This is a genomic window from Leptolyngbya sp. GB1-A1, assembly GCF_039962475.1.
Classification (GTDB): domain Bacteria; phylum Cyanobacteriota; class Cyanobacteriia; order Elainellales; family Elainellaceae; genus Leptolyngbya_A.
Genome location: NZ_JAMPLI010000003.1, coordinates 54,084 through 71,043 on the forward strand (window position 1 = coordinate 54,084; position 16,960 = coordinate 71,043).

Sequence of the window (16,960 nt, forward strand, 5' to 3'; positions counted from 1 at the left end):
TAACTCGTGTACACACCATAGACGAATTCCTCTGTCAGAGAACTGCGCCGCATCGCCACATTCCACACCGTGCAATTCTGCCCCATACAGTTCTGCGCCGTACAGTTCTGCGCCGTACAATGAAGAGCGTTGAGCGATCGAAAGCAGAGCTATGCCAGTTGCCCCCTACGGTTCTTGGAAATCCCCGATTACATCAGAGTTGATTGTGGCGGGAAGTTTGCGCCTGGGTGAAATTCGCCTGGATGGACAGGACATTTACTGGAGCGAGGGACGACCAACCGAAAGCGGACGCAATGCGATCGTTCAAAGAAAGCCCTCTGGAGAGGCGATCGATCTCCTCCCCATGCCCTTGAATGCGCGGACGCGGGTGCATGAGTATGGCGGCGGGGCGTATATTGTGGCGGATAGCACTGTTTATTTCTCGAATTTTGTCGATCAGCGGCTTTATCGTCAGTCACCGGGTCAGGCGGCAGAACCAATCACGCCCGAAGCCGATTTGCGCTATGCCGATGCGGTGATCGATCGCGTCCGAAATTGCCTGATCTGTGTGCGCGAAGACCATACGGGGGGTGGACATGAGCCGATAAATACGATCGCCGCCATCAGCTTAGCGTCTTCCAATCCGCAGACCGTTCTCGTTTCAGGGTCAGATTTTTATGCGGCTCCGCGTCTCAGTCCAAAAGGCGATCGGCTGGCATGGCTCAGCTGGAATCACCCGAATATGCCGTGGGATGGGACGCAGCTTTGGGTGGCAGAGGTTCGCCAGGATGGGTCATTGGGCGAGGCGCAGCTTATCGCGGGGGGAGAAACGGAATCAATTTTTCAGCCAGAATGGTCGCCGGACGGGACGCTGTATTTTGTCAGCGATCGATCCAACTGGTGGAATCTGTATTGCTGGCGGGGGGGAGAAGTTCAGCCCATTTGTCCGAAGGCGGCGGAGTTTGGGCAGCCCCTGTGGGTGTTTCGCATGACGAACTATGGTTTTGACTCCAGCGATCGCCTCGTTTGTACTTATGTAGAATCGGGCATTCAGCATTTGGCACAGATCGATACCGCCTCGCTTGAACTCACAGAAATTCCAATTCCCTATTCCAGTCTGGGTGGTTTGCAGGTAGGGGATGGGTTTGTGGCGTTTGTGGGCGGCAGTGCAGCGGCTCCCAGCGCGATCGTTCGATTAGATCTGGCAACAGGGGAAACGGTAGAACTGCGGCGATCGAGTTCTTTGGAGATTGATCCGGGCTATATTTCTGTGCCTCAGGCGATCGAGTTTCCCACGGCAGAAGGAAAGACAGCGTTTGCTTTCTTTTATCCGCCGCAAAACAAAGACTTTCAGGCTCCCAACGGAGAACGACCGCCGCTGCTGGTCAAGATCCACGGTGGTCCCACGGCAGCAACTTCTGCTAGCTTTAGCCCCGGCATTCAATATTGGACGAGTCGTGGCATTGCCATTCTCGATGTAAACTATGGCGGCAGCACTGGATACGGACGCGAGTATCGGGAACGGCTGAAGGGCAGATGGGGCATTGTCGATGTGGAGGACTGCATCAACGGCGCGAAGTATCTGGTGGATCAGGGCTTGGTGGATGGCGATCGGCTTTGCATTGACGGCGGCAGTGCTGGGGGCTATACCACGCTGGCGGCTCTCACCTTTCATCACACCTTCCGGGCAGGGGCAAGTCACTATGGCGTGAGCGACCTGGAAGCGTTGGCAAAAGATACGCATAAATTTGAGTCGCGCTATCTGGACGGTTTGATCGGCAGATACCCGGAAGAAGTTGCGACTTACCACGAACGATCGCCCATTTACGCCGTCGATCGCCTCTCCTGTCCCGTCATCTTCTTCCAGGGCGATGAAGACAAAATCGTGCCGCCCAACCAGGCAGAAATGATGGTGGATGCGCTGAAGGCGAAAGGGCTACCCGTGGCCTATGTCCTGTTTGAGGGCGAGCAGCACGGCTTCCGCAAAGCTGAAAATATCCGGCGTGCCCTCGATGGGGAACTCTATTTCTATTCGCGGGTGTTTGGCTTTGACTTGGCAGAGACGATCGAACCTGTGGCAATCGAGAATTTATAATCAAGACTCTAGAAATTCTAGAAATCATGCGCATCAAAATCTGCGGAATCACTGACCCGGAACAGGGAAAATCGATTGCCCAAATGGGCGCAACAGCGATCGGGTTTATCTGTGTGCAGCAGTCGCCGCGCTACGTCACGCCGGAACAGATTCGCGCTGTGGTCGATGATTTGCCTGAAGGCTGCACAGTCGATCGCGTTGGGGTCTTTGCCAATGCGTCGATCGAAGAAATTCTGCAAGTGGTGGCGATCGGGCGGCTTAATGTGGTACAGCTTCACAGCAGCGAATCGCCCGAATTTTGTCATCGGTTGCGCGATGCCTGCAAAAACAAATTTGGGATAATCGAGCTAATCAAGGCACTGCGAATTCGCACAGAAGCAGACCTGGAACAGGCAGAAGCCTATCAAACCTGTGTCGAAACGCTCCTGTTGGACACTTACCATCCGGGAATGCTGGGCGGCACAGGTCAAACGATCGATTGGTCAACCCTGCAAACCTTCCGTCCGATGTGCAATTGGCTCCTTGCAGGCGGACTCACCCCCGATAACGTGCGCGATGCACTGCGGCTCACCCGTCCAGACGGAATCGATTTATCGAGCGGTCTTGAGCATTCTCCCGGTCAAAAGGATCTGCAAAAAGTAGCGCGATTGTTTGCGGAACTGCGACCGATTTAGGATGCGGGTCTATGGATGTGGTTCAGCAAATTCTACCGACGAATCCAGCCGTTTACCGTGAATCGACTATCCGCAAACGATCGCGAAGGACAGCGCACAGGCAACACTTCGTGCATATAGCGGCTGAGGAACAGAACGATGCTGTTATTCCTGGGATCGATTGTCTGGAAGGTGTCAGCCTGGACAAAGAAATTATCTTCGATGCGGCTATCGTAAATTAATAGCTCTCCGCCGGAAAAAGCCTTGGGTTGACGATAGAAATAGTAGACATAGGTGAGTTCGCGGGTAGCAGTGTCAGGACTGCCGTTATCGTTGTGGATGCGGTAATAATTGCCGTCATTGTGTCCGGTAATTTGCGCTTCGATATCCTGAGCGGTGAATGATGGTAGACCTAATGCTTTAACGACATCAGGAACGATCGAGCGAATGCGATCGGTGATGAAACTGTGAACTTCAGGGAAATCGTACAGCACAACCGACTGGCGATAACTTTCATCTCCGGTTGAAGTCGTGGTGCTTACAAATTCTGCTTCGCGCTCCAGAACGTAATTGAGCAGCATCTGATGTTCTTCTGGCGAAAGGAAGTCATCAATCTGAACGGACTCGGACGGTAAAACGCCATCTGAAAAGCGCGGAATGCCAGCCGGAACAGGGGTCACGCTCTGGGTTTGCATCACGATCGGCGGCTCGGTCACCATGCCCACCAGTCGATCGCACGGAAACGCCAACACTGCCTGTCCCTGATTGAGCGGGACCTGAAACAGCCGCCGCACCCGCTTGCCTTCCCAATCTGCCAGCACTTCAAACAATTGCTCCAGCAAAGGATTCTCAGACTGAATGGCGACCTGGTACTGCTGCCCTCCTGACAGAAGCAGCGTGACTTTGACGATTTCCGGCAAATCCTGAAATTCTGGCATAGCGCGTAACCTTAGTGCAAGAAGTGTCTCATTCCCGTCAACACCATAACAATGCCCAATTCATTTGCTGCTGCGATCGAATCTGCATCGCGCATACTGCCCCCTGGTTGAACGATCGCCTCAATGCCTGCTGCCGCTGCCGTTCGCACCGAGTCATCAAACGGGAAGAAGCCATCGCTAGCCAGCACTGCGCCTTTGGTTTTGTCTGCTGCCTGCTCCAGCGCAATTTTCACCGACCCAACGCGATTCATTTGTCCTGCGCCGACTCCAAGCGTAGTGCGATCGTGGGTGATCACAATGGCGTTTGATTTAACGTGCTTACAAACCTTCCAGGCAAACAATAGCTCGGCAAGCTGCGACTCGGTGGGCTGGCGATCGGTAACAATTTTCCAGTCGGCAGGATTGGCAATTTGATCGTCTGCCGTTTGTACCAGAAATCCACCTGCAATCTGACGCACCAGTTCCTTTTCACCCCGGCTCAAATCCGGCAGCACCAACACCCGCAGATTTGACTTGGTTGCCAAAATCTCTGCCGCTTCTGCATCACAGCCTGGAGCCACAATACATTCGAGGAAAGTCTTCTTAAGTTCGTTTGCGGTGGCTCCGTCGATCGATCGATTTAGAGCCACAATGCCGCCAAATGCAGAAGTCGAATCGGCGTTAAATGCTTTTGTGTAAGCCTCTACCAGCGAACCGCCTAACGCCACGCCACAGGGATTGGTGTGTTTGATAATTACTGCCGCCGCTTCCGAATCGGGAAACTCTGCCACAATCCGCCGCGCTGCTTCCAGATCGACCAGATTGTTATAGCTCAGCTCCTTGCCCTGTAACTTCTCCGCCGCTGCCCAGCCGCTCGCACTTCCCCCAGTCTGATACCACGCCGCAGGCTGATGCGGATTCTCGCCGTAGCGCAATTCCTGCACTTTCTGTCCGTTGAGGCTGAATAGGTTAGGCAAACTGGCAGACGGAGCTTCTTCTTGCTGGCTCTGCTGACTCAAGTAATCTGCGATCGCCCGATCGTATGCTGAGGTATGCTCAAACGCCTGCAGCGCACAGCTCTGCCGAAACGCGATCGACGGAGTGCCGTTCTGCCGCAGTTCCTCTAGATAATCGCCGTACTGATTGGGATTGCAGAGAATCGTCACATGGGCAAAGTTTTTCGCTGAGGCTCGCACCATCGCCGGACCGCCAATGTCAATTTGCTCGATCGCCTCCGATAAGGTTACGCCCGGTTTCGCGATCGTCTGCTGAAACGGATACAGGTTGACGACGATGAGATCGATCGGATTAATCCCATTTGCTGCCAGATCGGTGACATCCTGAGGCACATCGCGTCGCGCCAAAATGCCTCCGTGAATGCGGGGATGCAGCGTTTTTACCCGTCCGCCCAAAATCTCTGGCGACCCTGTGTAGTCTGAAACTTTCGTCACGGGAATTCCCGCATCCTTCAGCGTTTGCGCCGTGCCACCACTGCTGATAATGCTGAATTCAAATTCTTCGACAAGCGATCGAGCCAGATCCACCAACCCTGATTTGTCCGAAACGCTCAGCAATGCAAACCGTGCCATGACTTCTACTCTTTATCGATCGCCTTATTCAGAATAGTACGGAGGTGGAGGGAAGGGTAGATGAATTGAGGGGTGGCGGGGTGGATGAGTGGGGGTTGGAGTTGAAGGGTTTATGGGTTAGGGCAGTGATTTGGGTTAGGGGGCTGGTTGTATTTCGTTACGGCTTCTTGCTGAGACTTGCGTTTGCGAAGCGCGCCGATGCCACCTAATCCCTCATCTCCCCTTTTTCCCATCCCCCATCCACGCTTTTTTTGATAAACTTTCACCGCATAAGATAAACCTTTACCGCATAAACAGGATGACGCTGCAAGCAATTTTGGTTCCGGCAAAACGAGAACCTGCAAAAGGATTACTCGTCGGGCTGCACGGATGGGGCGCAAGTGGTCAGGATGTAGCAGCCGTTGCCGCTTATTTGAATTTGCCAAACTACCAGTTTGCCTTTCCCGATGCGCCGTTTCCCTTTCCGTATGGCGGTGTGGGGCGAGTCTGGTATAACTTTCCGGCGAACTACTCCTTTGCTAGCAGCTCTGATTTTGCCAACAATGCGGAGCTACAAACCAGCCGTCAGCAGCTGACTGATTGGCTCCGATCGCTCGAATTTCAAACCGGGGTTCCCCTTTCCCGGACGGTGCTGGCAGGTTTTTCTCAAGGTGGCGCAATGACGCTAGATATTGGGCTGCAATTGCCTTTAGCAGCGATCATGATTCTGAGCGGCTATCTCCATGCGCCGATCGACCTTCCCCAACCGATTAATGCCGCTAAACTGCCGCAGGTGGTGATAATGCACGGACGATCGGATCAGGTGGTTCCTTTGCGGGCAGCGCATCAGGCGCGCGATCGGCTGACAGAGCTGGGACTTCCGGTTGTGTATGAAGAACTCACGATGGGACACGAAATTTCCATGTCTGTCTTAAGCCGGATGCAAAGTTTTATAGAAGATAAGCTTGAATAGCCCCGATGGAGGAGGGGTCTGCGAGTAGGATAGGGGTAAGTCGCGTCTGTGGCTTTGCGGATACGCACGTCAACTTCAACCCGCACAGATGCGGAAATTCGGAGGGGTCAGATGAAAGCATTACACTTTTCGCGTCAGGAAATCGAGAAGATTACGGATACGGAATTGGCTGCGCTGGCAACCCGGCTGGAGCAGGACGAATACACCAGTCCCTTTGAAGGGCTGCAAGACTGGCATTTGCTGAGAGCGATCGCCTTTCAGCGTCCCGAAATGATCGAACCCTACTTGTATTTGCTGGATCTGGAAGCATACGACGAAGCTTAGAAAAAGGCATCATCCCCGAACCGCCCCCTGGTTTTGCAATGATGGGGAAAACCTGGCTTTCCTCTGGGTTTTCAGAGTCCCCATTTCTGGAGGATTGAGGGGGCGATGATAGGAGATTTAATATCCTTTGAACACCCCTGCAAGGGTTTGTGGCGAGATTAACAATGCTTCAAGGTCGCCGAATTCTCATTGGCGTGGGTGGCGGTATTGCTGCCTATAAAGTGTGCGAGGTCGTTTCGACACTGGCAAAAGCGGGTGCAGAAGTGCGCGTAATTCTGACCGATCGCGCCCAGCAGTTTATCTCACCCCTCACCCTTGCAACCCTGTCCCGTCATCCGGCTTACACCGATGCAGATTTCTGGCAGCCGACCCATCCCCGTCCCCTGCATATTGAGCTAGGCGAATGGGCAGACGTGTTTTTGCTGGCTCCGCTCACGGCAAATACGCTCGGCAAACTGATTTATGGCTTGGCAGATAATTTGCTAACCAATACGGTGCTGGCTTCGACCTGTCCGGTGCTGCTAGCTCCGGCGATGAATACCGATATGTGGGAGCAGCAAGCCGTGCAGCGCAACTGGCAGCAGCTTCAAACTGATTTGCGCTATCACGCGATCGACCCCACTGCCGGAATCCTGGCGTGCGATCGGGTGGGGAAAGGGCGCATGGCAGAACCCGCCGAAATTTTGTCCTATTTAGAATCGCTGCTCGTCACAGGCGGCAAACGCGACCTGAGCGGCAAGCAAATTTTGATTAGCGCAGGCGGAACCCGCGAATACCTCGATCCGGTGCGCTTTATTGGCAATCCCTCGACGGGAAAGATGGGCGTTGCCCTAGCACTAGCAGCCCTGCACCGAGGCGCAGCAGTAATGCTGGTTCATGCCCCGATCGAGCCAAATTTGCTTGCATCGCTTAAGACAGCCCGACTTGTGCCGATTGTAAGTGCTGCCGAGATGCAGCGAGAAATGCAGCAGCTCATGCTCCAAGCCGACTGGATTGTCATGTCTGCTGCCGTTGCCGATGTGCGTCCTGCCGAATTTCACCCGGAAAAATTACCGAAACGATCGCTTCCCGATACCCTGCCGCTCGCTGCGGTTCCTGATATCGTGGCAGAGTTGAGCCAGCGTAAGCAGCCGCGCCAAAAGCTCATCGGCTTTGCGGCACAAACCGGAGATATCCTGCCGCCTGCCCTGGAAAAACTTCAGCGCAAAAACCTGGACGTGATTGCAGCTAATCCAGTCGATCGTACGGACAGCGGCTTTGGCAGCGATCGAAATCAGGCGGTTTTTCTCGATCGAGCAGGACGAAAGCAAATTTTGGAGCCTTGCAGCAAGCTACAGATGGCTCACGCTTTGTATGATTTTGTGCAGTATGACTTTGTGGAGGGAGAATCAGGCTAGAGTTTGCCCGATCGCCAGGGTGGGCACCATGCCCACCCCATGAAATGACTGGAGAATTGCCCTGTTTTTGCGCCGATCGCCACGCTTAAAACCAGATCACCTCACAAGATAAGATTACACGGGCAAAACTTCTGCTTCTGGTTGCGCTTCGCCGGTTTCTTCACTGCCGTCTTGCCAGGGCAGAGCCATGTAAGCATGGGAAAGCTTTTGGGCAGCATCCTGCAAGTATTCCAGGAACGTGTTGGCGACAACCGAGAGCTGCTTGCCTGCCAAATAAACCACATACCACTGTCGCTGAATCGGGAAGTCTTCTACGTCCAGAATCGCCAGTTCGTTTGCAGTTGCATCCATCGCCAGCGTATGGCGAGACAGCACCGACAATCCCAGCCCTCCAGCGATCGCCTGCTTAATCGCTTCATTGCTACCCAGCTCTAGCCGCACTTTCACCGAGAGCTTGTGTTCATCGAGCAGCTTCTGGAGTGCGCCTCGTGTACCCGACCCTGGCTCCCGCATAATAAACGGCTCTTCGACCAAACGCTTCAGCGAAATGTGCTTTTCCTTCGCAAGCGGGTGATCATGGGGCGCAACGACGACGAGCGGATTGTCCAGGAATGGATAAGTTTTAATATCGAGATGCTCAGGAACCTGACTCATCACGTAGATATCATCCTGGTTGTTGGCAAGCCGCTCAATGACGCGCTCGTGGTTAGTAACGGTCAGCGACACATCAATGCCGGGATACTCCTTGCAGAACGGACCCAAAAGGCGCGGCATAAAATACTTGGTGGTCGTAATGACTGCAAGCCTTAAGCGTCCTTGTTTCATGCCCTTGAGGTTGGCAACGGTCATTTCAAGCTGCTCAAGTCGCTGAAAAATTTCCTGGCAGGTTCCAAACAGTTCTCGCCCAGCCTCGGTCAGGTACAGCCGTTTACCAACCTGCTCAAACAACGGTAGACCAATGGCTTTGGTAAGCTGTTTGACCTGCATCGAAACCGTGGGCTGTGTCAGGAACAACTCTTCTGCGGCGCGAGTAAAACTACCGTGGCGGGCGGTCGCCTCGAAGACTTTGAGTTGGTGTAGGGTCGCGTGTATCAACTGCGAATTCTCCTAACGAACGGGGACAAAAAAATCGAGCGGCGAGGCTTTAAATTCGGAAAAGGAGCGGTGTCGGTCAACGCCAGCCTGAAGTCAAGCCAGAAGAACAACCTTGCTCCTTATAGAACCAAGTCTATCATAGATATTTGAACTAATGATTTTTATCTATAGATTTCAAGGTTAAGATATTACGCAATGGAAACTACATGAGTTCCCTTCCAATAAGCGTTGCACGTTGAAAGGAAGACGGGTTGGGTTCAGGTAACCCCTTAATTCCCATTCCAGCAGTCTAGATTGAGAGTTGTCTCGTAATGGTCAGAGCTGCACGTCTTGCAGTCTGAGCACAGAGCGAGAGGCTGTTGAAGATTAAAGATTGCTCCAGCCCTTCCTCCTTAAAAATACGCTGCAACGCTCTTTCTTGAGATTTTTCCTTCAAAATTATTTTGAAAGGCTACTCGAAATTTTGTATTGTTCTTTATTGTGATGCTGATGCGTCAATCACAGCCTTCTTGTTCGCAGTTAGGTCATTTCTTATATGCCAGACATTGTTGATATTGCCGTTGGTGCTGGTTCGTTCAACACGCTTGTCACCGCAGTTCAAGCGGCTAACCTGGTGGATGTGCTAAAAAGCCCCGGTCCTTTTACGGTGTTTGCGCCTAATGACGACGCATTCGCCAAGCTCCCGCCCGGAACAATTACGACGCTTGTCCAAAACATTCCACAGCTCACAAGGATTCTCACGTTTCATGTGGTTCCGGGTCGGCTCAAGAAAGAAGACCTGGCGAAACTGGGCACGGTTACTTCCATCGAAGGGTCGCCTATCCCGATCGACTGCTCAGATGGGTTTGAGGTGAAAAACGCCACAGTGCTTGCTGCTGATATCGAAGCAGACAACGGGATTATTCATGTGCTCGATCGCGTTATTCTCATGGGCTAATCTCAAGCCTAATCTCAGGGTTAATCCCAGGGTTAATTTCAGGGGCTAAAGCGAGAACAATTCGCAAATTGGCATTGCTGAATGGAAATTGGATTATCGGATAGGAAGTTCTGCGCTAGGGCTGGATTGCAAACTCCCCTTACAGAATTCATCCATTGATCAGCAATGCCCACAAGTTTTACTGCTGTATAAGCTTCTATCTAAGCTTCCAGTGAATGAGCTTTAGGGCGATCGGCTGGAAGCTTTTGTGCGTTTTCAATCTGAGCGTGGTTAAATTCAATCAGGAAGTCGATCGCTCCAAGCGAACCGTTAGATCTTAGCCGCCAAACGCCGCAGGAAACGCCAGTTTCAATCCCGCAGTTGCAATGAGATTGACTAAAGAAATCGGCAGCATGAATTTCCAGCCGAGGTCTAGAATCTGGTCGATTCGCACGCGAGGAACCGTCCACCGAATCAGGACTGCGAGAAACACCATCAGATATGCCTTAAACAGCGTGGTGACAATGCCCAGACCTGCCAGCAAAATTTGCACGGGGGCGGATAAGGAGATGTTGAACCACTGGACGATCGCCTCTGTCGAAACCGGGAACTCCCAGCCACCCAGATACAGCACCGCAAACAGCAGACCCGATAGCACCAGCTGTGTGTAGGACGTGCCGTAAAACAGCATGAAACGAATACCCGTATATTCTGTCTGGTGTCCTGCAACAAGCTCTTCTTCGGCTTCCGGCAGGTCAAAGGGCAATCGCTCACATTCTGCAAGTGCTGCGATCCAGAAAATCAGTAAGCCGATCGGCTGTCGCCACGCATTCCAGCCCAGAATGCCATAGCCTGACTGTTGCTGCACAATGTCGATCGTGCTGAGCGAATTCGACATCAGCACCACTGCCAGCACCGACAGCGCAAGGGGCACTTCATAGCTAATCGACTGAGCTGCCGCTCGCAGTCCCCCAATCAGCGAGTATTTGTTATTTGAGGCGTAGCCTGCCATCAATAGCCCGATCGGCGCAATGCTCGATAGCGCGATCCAAAGGAAAATACCGATGCCCAGGTTTGTAATCACGATCGTTTGTCCAAACGGCACAATCAGATAAGACAAAAACACAGGCACAAACACTAGCAGCGGCGCGAGGGTAAATAGCCAGCGATCGACCCGATTTGCCAAAATGTTCTCTTTAGTGAGGAGTTTTAAGACATCGGCGATCGGAACCAGAATGCCAAATGGACCCATAAACTCTGGACCAATTCGCTGCTGAGCTGCCGCCGAGACTTTGCGCTCCATCCAGGTTGTGACCAGCGCGAACAATGTTGCAAACGTAATAATCAAAATCATTGGAATTGGCATCCAGATCGCCTTCGCTGTGCCTGTGGGAATCCCGAAGCCGTTGAGCAAATCAATAAAGTTAGTTTGAAAATCGAGCGATTGCATTTTTCATACCTCCAACGAATAGGCTGCTTTCAGTATCAGCAGGAGCAGAAAAGGAATCTTGGAGATTTTTCCGATTTTTGGAGATTTTTGCGATCGATTGGGTTAGCGCAGCATTTTGGGGGTGATGCCAAATTGTCGTTTGAAGTGGCGATTCAAGTGGCTTTGATCGACAAAGCCGACCAGCAAGGCAGTTTCGGCGATCGATCGTCCCTGCTTTAAGAGCTGTTTTGCCCGTTCGACGCGACAGCGAATCACAAACTGATGCGGACTCATGCCGGTCGCCTGCTTGAATCGCTGAGCAAAATAGTGGGGACTCATCTGGGCAACGCTCGCCAGTTCACTCAAGCTCAAATCCTGATCCAGATGGGCGTGAATGTAGTCGATCACCTCCTGAATCTGGTGGTGTGGCAGTCGTTCAACTTCAGTTTGCAGCTTGAGCGGACGAACCGTGTAATGCTGGAGCAGATGCACCATCAGCGTGTTTTCCAGAGTTTCGGCATAAAGACGGTTACCGATCGCATCTTGCTCAATCGCCTGCTTGAGCGATCGTCCCAGTTGGTGCGTTAAGGGATCGGAGGTGGCAAAGCGCGGGGTTAGCTCAACCCGATCGGGATCAAGAAACTCGTACCCTGCCTGTGCTAAACGAACTGGCTCAACGCCCAGCAAAATTACGCCACCTGCTCGATTCCACCGGGTCGCACAGCTCACGCCTGCAGGGGTAATCACCATATCGCCTTCCTGCACATCTTCCTGCCGAAACTGCCCGTCGAGCCGTCGCTCTGCCCGAATCGAAGTGGGCATATCGGTAAAAATGGCGATGCCGTGCTGCTTAGTGCAAACTTCTGGCGTTTCACCGGGCGGCAGGTAATCGTAGGCAAAGTAAATGCCGCTCCAATTCCTCGCCAGATTTGTGAGCTGCGGTCGCCTGGCAAAGACGCGCTCGTAGCCCTGTTCTGGCTCCTGGGCAAAATCGATCGATAATTTTGCTGCCATCACCGATTCCCCTAATTCGCTGAAGGTTGAAGGACTGCGGTGATTTAATTTTGCATCAAGTTCCCGGTCGATCGCGCAACGTTTTGTCCATATAGGAGCGATCGCCCAAAATTTCCAGCATCGGACCATGAATGTTAAACTTCACCACACTCATCGAAGCCGCCAGCAGACCAATGCGATCGCGATAGCGTCCCAAATCAATGCCTAATAGACTGCATAGCAAAATCCGAATCGTGGCTTTGTGGGAAACCACCAGCACATTGCCCGTATGCTTTGCTTCGATCTCGGCAATCACGAGCGAGGCGCGACTGGCAATTTGCACCGAAGTTTCGCCGCCTGTGGGCGGATTCCAAGCGGGTTCGGTCAACCAGTTGATGTAATCATCGTGAAACTCGGATTGCACTTCCTGCTGAGTTTTGCCTTCCCATTTGCCATAGCGAATTTCCTTCAGTCCGTCTCGAAGCTGCATTTCCATGCCGATCGCATCACAAAGCGGTTTCGCAGTGGCGATTGTGCGCCGCATCGGGCTAACGTAGATTGCCTCCCAGTCCACGTCTTGATAAGCTTTGCCAAAGTCAGCCGCCATGAGATGTCCTTCCGCTGTCAAATCCGGGTCAATTTCGCCGCAGTAGCCCCCGGTTTGGCTGTAAGTCGTTTCCCCGTGGCGCAAAAAATGAAGCTTCAGGCTCATAGGTTGTTTAGAAAACGGTTAAAAACAGAATCTAGTCACACAATGCCGCAGAACTGCCAACTCAGCCTCTTCCGATCGAGTAATTCAGCTTAATTCAACGCTCGATTTAACGATCGATTCAATGAGTAATAGTATTGCTGAATCATGAGATGAACAAGCAAGCAAGATGCACTCATCCAAAGAATATTTCTACCAGTCTTCCAGATCACCTTTAGACTGAAAAAAGCCTTTCCCGTGGGGTGGAAGGAATTGGTATGTTTGTCTCTGTGTCTGCTCATGAAACCTCGATCGCAGCCGTTTTATCCTGCCCAAATTAATCTCCCGCTCTTGCGAGGGCTTCAGCAAATTGCGCCCTGGATAGTTCGATTGTACTATCGGCTGGAACTGGTGATTAGCTCTGATCCGAGGGTGCAGCTTGAGACGCTGAAGGGGCGATCGTGTTTGCTGGTGTGTAATCATCCGACGTTTGATGATCCGAAGGCGGTTTTTTTGCTGTCGTCGCTGCTTCAGGAACCGTTTTATTACCTGACCGCGCATGAACCGTTTCGCGGCTGGCAGGGTTGGCTGTATCAGCGATTGGGAGCTTATTCGATTCGTCGCGGCTTAGCCGATCGCGACAGCATTGCTTACACGCTCAACCTGCTGCAACAGCCAAAGACCAAGCTGGTGATTTTCCCCGAAGGCGGCTGTTCGTTTCAGAATGATACCGTGATGCCGTTTCGATCGGGCGCGGTGCAAATGGCACTTCAGGCAATCAGCCGCAAAATGAAGCAGGGCGAGGCAGCTCCAGATTTGTGCATTGTGCCGATCAGCCTCAAGTATCGCTACACGGGCAAAATGGCTCCGGTGATTCACCAAACCCTGAGGCAATTAGAACAGGCGTTACGTATTTCGTCGGAGGGCGATGTGTATGAACGGCTGCGGCGGGTGGGGGCGGTGGTGATCGATTGCTGTGAACAGGAAGCCAATCTCATGCCTGTGCCGGGAGCCGACTGGAATCAGCGCATTGCCCGGCTCAAAGCCGAAGTGCTCGATCGCTGCGAACAACAACTGGAGATCACCTCAGCCACTACAGAACCAGATCGGGAGCGGGTTTATCGAATTCTGAACACGCTGGAAGCCCATCACAATACTTTGATGGCAGATGGAGCAGACGCGCTGGATGTAATGTTTCGCGCTGGGCGACGAGTGCTGAATTTTGATGCGATCTACGACGGTTATGTTGCTGCGAAGCCAACGCCAGAAAGATTTTTAGACACGCTGATCCGCCTAGAGCGCGAAGTTTTCGGCATCGACCAGCCTGCCCCTAAGGGACATCGACAGGCATTTCTGCGAATTGGTGAACCTGTGAATCTCAAAGATTATTATGCTGCCTACCGTGCCGATCGCACCAGTACGGTCAACCAGCTTACACGCCAGCTTCAGCAAACCGTGCAGCAAAATCTCGATATCCTGACCGAGGCTACTTCAAGAGGTATTTCATGGTAATCGAGACGATCGACTGATTTGCATCAAACTCAAATGCCGCTTTTTCAAATGAAGGCGCACCCAGCCAGATCGGAGGATTACTCGAAAAGCCAATGCCTTCTTGGGGAATGCCGATCGCGTTGAAGTTCAGTTGACCGTCCATATTCTCGTCATGATGCACAGTCACGGCATATTTCCCGTAGGGCAAATCCGGCAGCTCAATTTCGAGCAGGGCTTCGTCCACTTCAAAACTGCCCGATCGCACGGCACGGCTGATGTCTTTAGGATATCCATCTGCACTGGCAAAAACGGCAAGATGAACCACACCTTTTTGGCTACGGAGCCCGTCAATTCTCAAAACCAGGGTTTGAGCAGCAAGCGTTATCGAGGAAGAACTAGAGCGGGGTAAGGGAGTCACAGGCAATCCTTGGGATAATAAACGACCTTAGGGAATAAAACTTTAATACAACGACTCGGGAAAGATACGGACATTCCGTAATTTCTCTTACCATTGCATAGCCATTAGCCGATCGCAATCCCTCAATTCATAGACCTCCGGCAGCCCACGGAGCATCAAAAGATAGAAAGGTAAGGGAAGTGTTTTACCCCCCGGAGGGAGCCTGAGAAATTGTTGGAGAAGCATCAGAAGTTTTACATCGCCCCCGCGATTTCCCAATCGGGTTCCCGATCTTTTAGGGGAACTTTAGAATCCTTAGAAGCACTAAGTTGGAAGCACTCAGTTCCCCCAGAATTGGAAGGGTCGGAGGGCGGTTCGGATTCACAATCCGCTGTTAGGTCACACAACACCAATTTGACACAACACCACAGAAATTAAAGTGAGTGGTGAAACGGGCTAGCGGTGCCCCAATTTCTGCATCCACCGTGTGTCTCATGGAATTTCTCCTGAACCTTAGGTTGAGTGACGCCTTTTCGCCATGTCTCTACCCTAAGCCAGTGCTTTTGTTGACTCAGCCTAAAAAAGTCAGCCGCTCAAGTCTGAAAAAGTCGTATCCAAGCTGGCTACACATTCACAGGTGTGTTCTGATGCTCCCTTGGATGCTCTGGTACATGGAACTCGCCTTTGGCATCAATGCCTACCTCAAATAGGTCAGCTTCTCCGGTGATCAGTCTAGCTCCACGCTTGCGCGTAAAGTAGCTCCAGCCCCACTGGATCATGACCACCAGCTTGTTATCAAACTCAATGAGATAGTAAATGTGAGCGAACATCCAGAATAGCCATGCCAGAATGCCTGTGAATTTGACAAAGCCTAGATTGACCACCGCTTCGTTTTGCCCGATCACCGCCATGCTACCGAAGTCAGAATAGCTAAACGGCGGCAAAGTCAACTGATGAAGTCGCTGCCAAACCAGTTTCGCCACATACTGCCCCTGCTGCATGGCAACGGGAGCCACACCCGGTAGCACTTTTCCTTCCTGGTGAGCAAAGTGCGCCAGATCGCCAATCACAAAAATATTGGGATAGTTCGAAACGCTCAAATCGGGTTCGACCATCACTCGTCCTGCTCGATCGAGCGTTACGCCCGTGCGTTTTTCCAGCACTTCGCCCATTCCCGATGCCTTGACTCCGGCTGCCCACAGCACCGTTTTTGCCGGGATTTGCTCGATGCGATCGCCCTCTTTTGCCGTCACAGTGTCGCCGTCGATCTGAGTAACCAGGGTTTTGGTCCGAACGGTCACGCCCAGCTTTTGCAGCGACGCCATCGCTTTCTCGGACAGTTCCTGTGGGTAGGGCGGCAGCACGCGATCGACTCCTTCCAGCAGAATAATTTGTGCCTCGCTGGTGTCAATCTTGCGAAAATCGTCCTTTAGCGTTTTATGGGCTAGTTCTGAGATTGCGCCTGCCAGTTCCACCCCGGTCGGACCGCCACCCACCACGACGAAATTGAGCCACGCCCGCCGTCTTTCAGGATCGGTTTCTTTTTCGGCTGCTTCAAACGCCATGAAAATCTTGCGGCGAATTTCCAGCGCGTCTTCGACGGTTTTCAGTCCGGGGGCGATCGACTTCCACTGGTCATTCCCAAAATAGAAGTGGCTCACGCCCGTGGCGATAATCAGCGTGTCGTAGGGCTGCTCCATGCCCGGCATGATGACGACCTGGCGTTCCGGGTCGATGTCAGTGACTTCTTCCAACAGCACATGGGTATTTCTGTGGCGACTCAAAATGCTGCGAAGCGGCGAGGAAATATCAGCAGGAGAGAGGCTTCCCGTTGCAACCTGATATAGCAAAGGCTGGAATAAGTGAAAATTACGCTTATCGATTAGCGTTACATCGACGGGGGCACGTCGAAAGGCTTTCGCGGCATACAGGCCACCAAATCCGCCACCGACAATCACCACTTGATGCCGCCCAGAAGGAGGGGCAGGTTGCTGTACAGAAGTTTGCATAACGCTCTGACTCTACTTGCTATCTCTACTTTCAGT

At 52.4% G+C, this 16,960-nt stretch carries 15 protein-coding genes; 7 read left to right on the forward strand and 8 right to left on the reverse strand.

Annotated features, from left to right (window positions below):
* The first annotated feature begins 151 nt into the window (after positions 1-151).
* Positions 152-2,074 (forward strand): S9 family peptidase, encoded by a 1,923-nt coding sequence (locus NDI45_RS04075; RefSeq protein ID WP_348246493.1) that lies wholly within the window; start codon positions 152-154, stop codon positions 2,072-2,074.
* Positions 2,075-2,100: 26 nt separating this feature from the next.
* Entirely contained in the window at positions 2,101-2,748 is a 648-nt protein-coding gene (locus NDI45_RS04080; RefSeq protein ID WP_348246495.1) for a phosphoribosylanthranilate isomerase, read from the forward strand.
* A 32-nt stretch (positions 2,749-2,780) separates the two neighbouring features.
* Here NDI45_RS04080 and NDI45_RS04085 read toward each other — a convergent pair whose 3' ends face one another.
* Positions 2,781-3,665: a 2OG-Fe(II) oxygenase gene (locus NDI45_RS04085; protein WP_348246497.1), complete on the reverse strand. Its 885-nt coding sequence runs from the start codon at positions 3,663-3,665 to the stop codon at positions 2,781-2,783.
* A gap of 11 nt (positions 3,666-3,676) precedes the next feature.
* On the reverse strand, positions 3,677-5,233 hold the full coding sequence (gene purH / locus NDI45_RS04090) for a bifunctional phosphoribosylaminoimidazolecarboxamide formyltransferase/IMP cyclohydrolase (protein ID WP_190789992.1): 1,557 nt from the start codon (positions 5,231-5,233) through the stop codon (positions 3,677-3,679).
* A 298-nt stretch (positions 5,234-5,531) separates the two neighbouring features.
* On the opposite strand from purH, the gene NDI45_RS04095 reads away from it, so the two are divergent.
* The 3 genes from NDI45_RS04095 to coaBC all read left to right on the forward strand — a co-directional run bounded on the left by NDI45_RS04095 (position 5,532) and on the right by coaBC (position 7,906).
* Positions 5,532-6,185: a hypothetical protein gene (locus NDI45_RS04095; protein WP_348246499.1), complete on the forward strand. Its 654-nt coding sequence runs from the start codon at positions 5,532-5,534 to the stop codon at positions 6,183-6,185.
* A gap of 111 nt (positions 6,186-6,296) precedes the next feature.
* The gene (locus tag NDI45_RS04100) at positions 6,297-6,509 is read left to right on the forward strand and encodes a DUF2555 domain-containing protein (RefSeq protein WP_190789990.1); all 213 of its coding nucleotides are present in this window, start codon (positions 6,297-6,299) and stop codon (positions 6,507-6,509) included.
* A gap of 164 nt (positions 6,510-6,673) precedes the next feature.
* Positions 6,674-7,906 (forward strand): bifunctional phosphopantothenoylcysteine decarboxylase/phosphopantothenate--cysteine ligase CoaBC, encoded by a 1,233-nt coding sequence (gene coaBC / locus NDI45_RS04105; protein ID WP_348246501.1) that lies wholly within the window; start codon positions 6,674-6,676, stop codon positions 7,904-7,906.
* 114 nt (positions 7,907-8,020) lie between these two features.
* Here the strand turns inward: coaBC and NDI45_RS04110 are convergent, their stop codons facing one another.
* On the reverse strand, positions 8,021-9,001 hold the full coding sequence (locus NDI45_RS04110; RefSeq protein ID WP_190789988.1) for a LysR family transcriptional regulator: 981 nt from the start codon (positions 8,999-9,001) through the stop codon (positions 8,021-8,023).
* Positions 9,002-9,536: 535 nt separating this feature from the next.
* On the opposite strand from NDI45_RS04110, the gene NDI45_RS04115 reads away from it, so the two are divergent.
* Positions 9,537-9,938, forward strand: coding sequence for a fasciclin domain-containing protein (locus NDI45_RS04115; RefSeq protein WP_190789987.1), 402 nt, complete (start codon positions 9,537-9,539; stop codon positions 9,936-9,938).
* Positions 9,939-10,254: 316 nt separating this feature from the next.
* On the opposite strand, the gene nuoH is transcribed toward NDI45_RS04115, so the two are convergent.
* The 3 genes from nuoH to NDI45_RS04130 form a co-directional block, all read right to left on the reverse strand.
* Positions 10,255-11,367, reverse strand: coding sequence for an NADH-quinone oxidoreductase subunit NuoH (nuoH, locus tag NDI45_RS04120; protein WP_190789986.1), 1,113 nt, complete (start codon positions 11,365-11,367; stop codon positions 10,255-10,257).
* Positions 11,368-11,469: 102 nt separating this feature from the next.
* Complete coding sequence (locus NDI45_RS04125) at positions 11,470-12,360, reverse strand: AraC family transcriptional regulator (protein ID WP_190789998.1); 891 nt, start codon at positions 12,358-12,360, stop codon at positions 11,470-11,472.
* A gap of 55 nt (positions 12,361-12,415) precedes the next feature.
* The gene (locus tag NDI45_RS04130; RefSeq protein ID WP_190789985.1) at positions 12,416-13,051 is read right to left on the reverse strand and encodes a histidine phosphatase family protein; all 636 of its coding nucleotides are present in this window, start codon (positions 13,049-13,051) and stop codon (positions 12,416-12,418) included.
* A gap of 276 nt (positions 13,052-13,327) precedes the next feature.
* Here NDI45_RS04130 and NDI45_RS04135 point away from each other — a divergent pair, with 276 nt between their 5' ends.
* Positions 13,328-14,539, forward strand: coding sequence for a 1-acyl-sn-glycerol-3-phosphate acyltransferase (locus NDI45_RS04135; protein WP_348246505.1), 1,212 nt, complete (start codon positions 13,328-13,330; stop codon positions 14,537-14,539).
* Here NDI45_RS04135 and NDI45_RS04140 read toward each other — a convergent pair.
* Positions 14,514-14,936, reverse strand: coding sequence for a DUF2141 domain-containing protein (locus tag NDI45_RS04140; protein WP_348246507.1), 423 nt, complete (start codon positions 14,934-14,936; stop codon positions 14,514-14,516). The genes NDI45_RS04135 and NDI45_RS04140 overlap by 26 nt on opposite strands.
* A gap of 602 nt (positions 14,937-15,538) precedes the next feature.
* Entirely contained in the window at positions 15,539-16,924 is a 1,386-nt protein-coding gene (locus NDI45_RS04145; RefSeq protein WP_348246509.1) for an NAD(P)/FAD-dependent oxidoreductase, read from the reverse strand.
* Positions 16,925-16,960 lie beyond the last annotated feature (36 nt).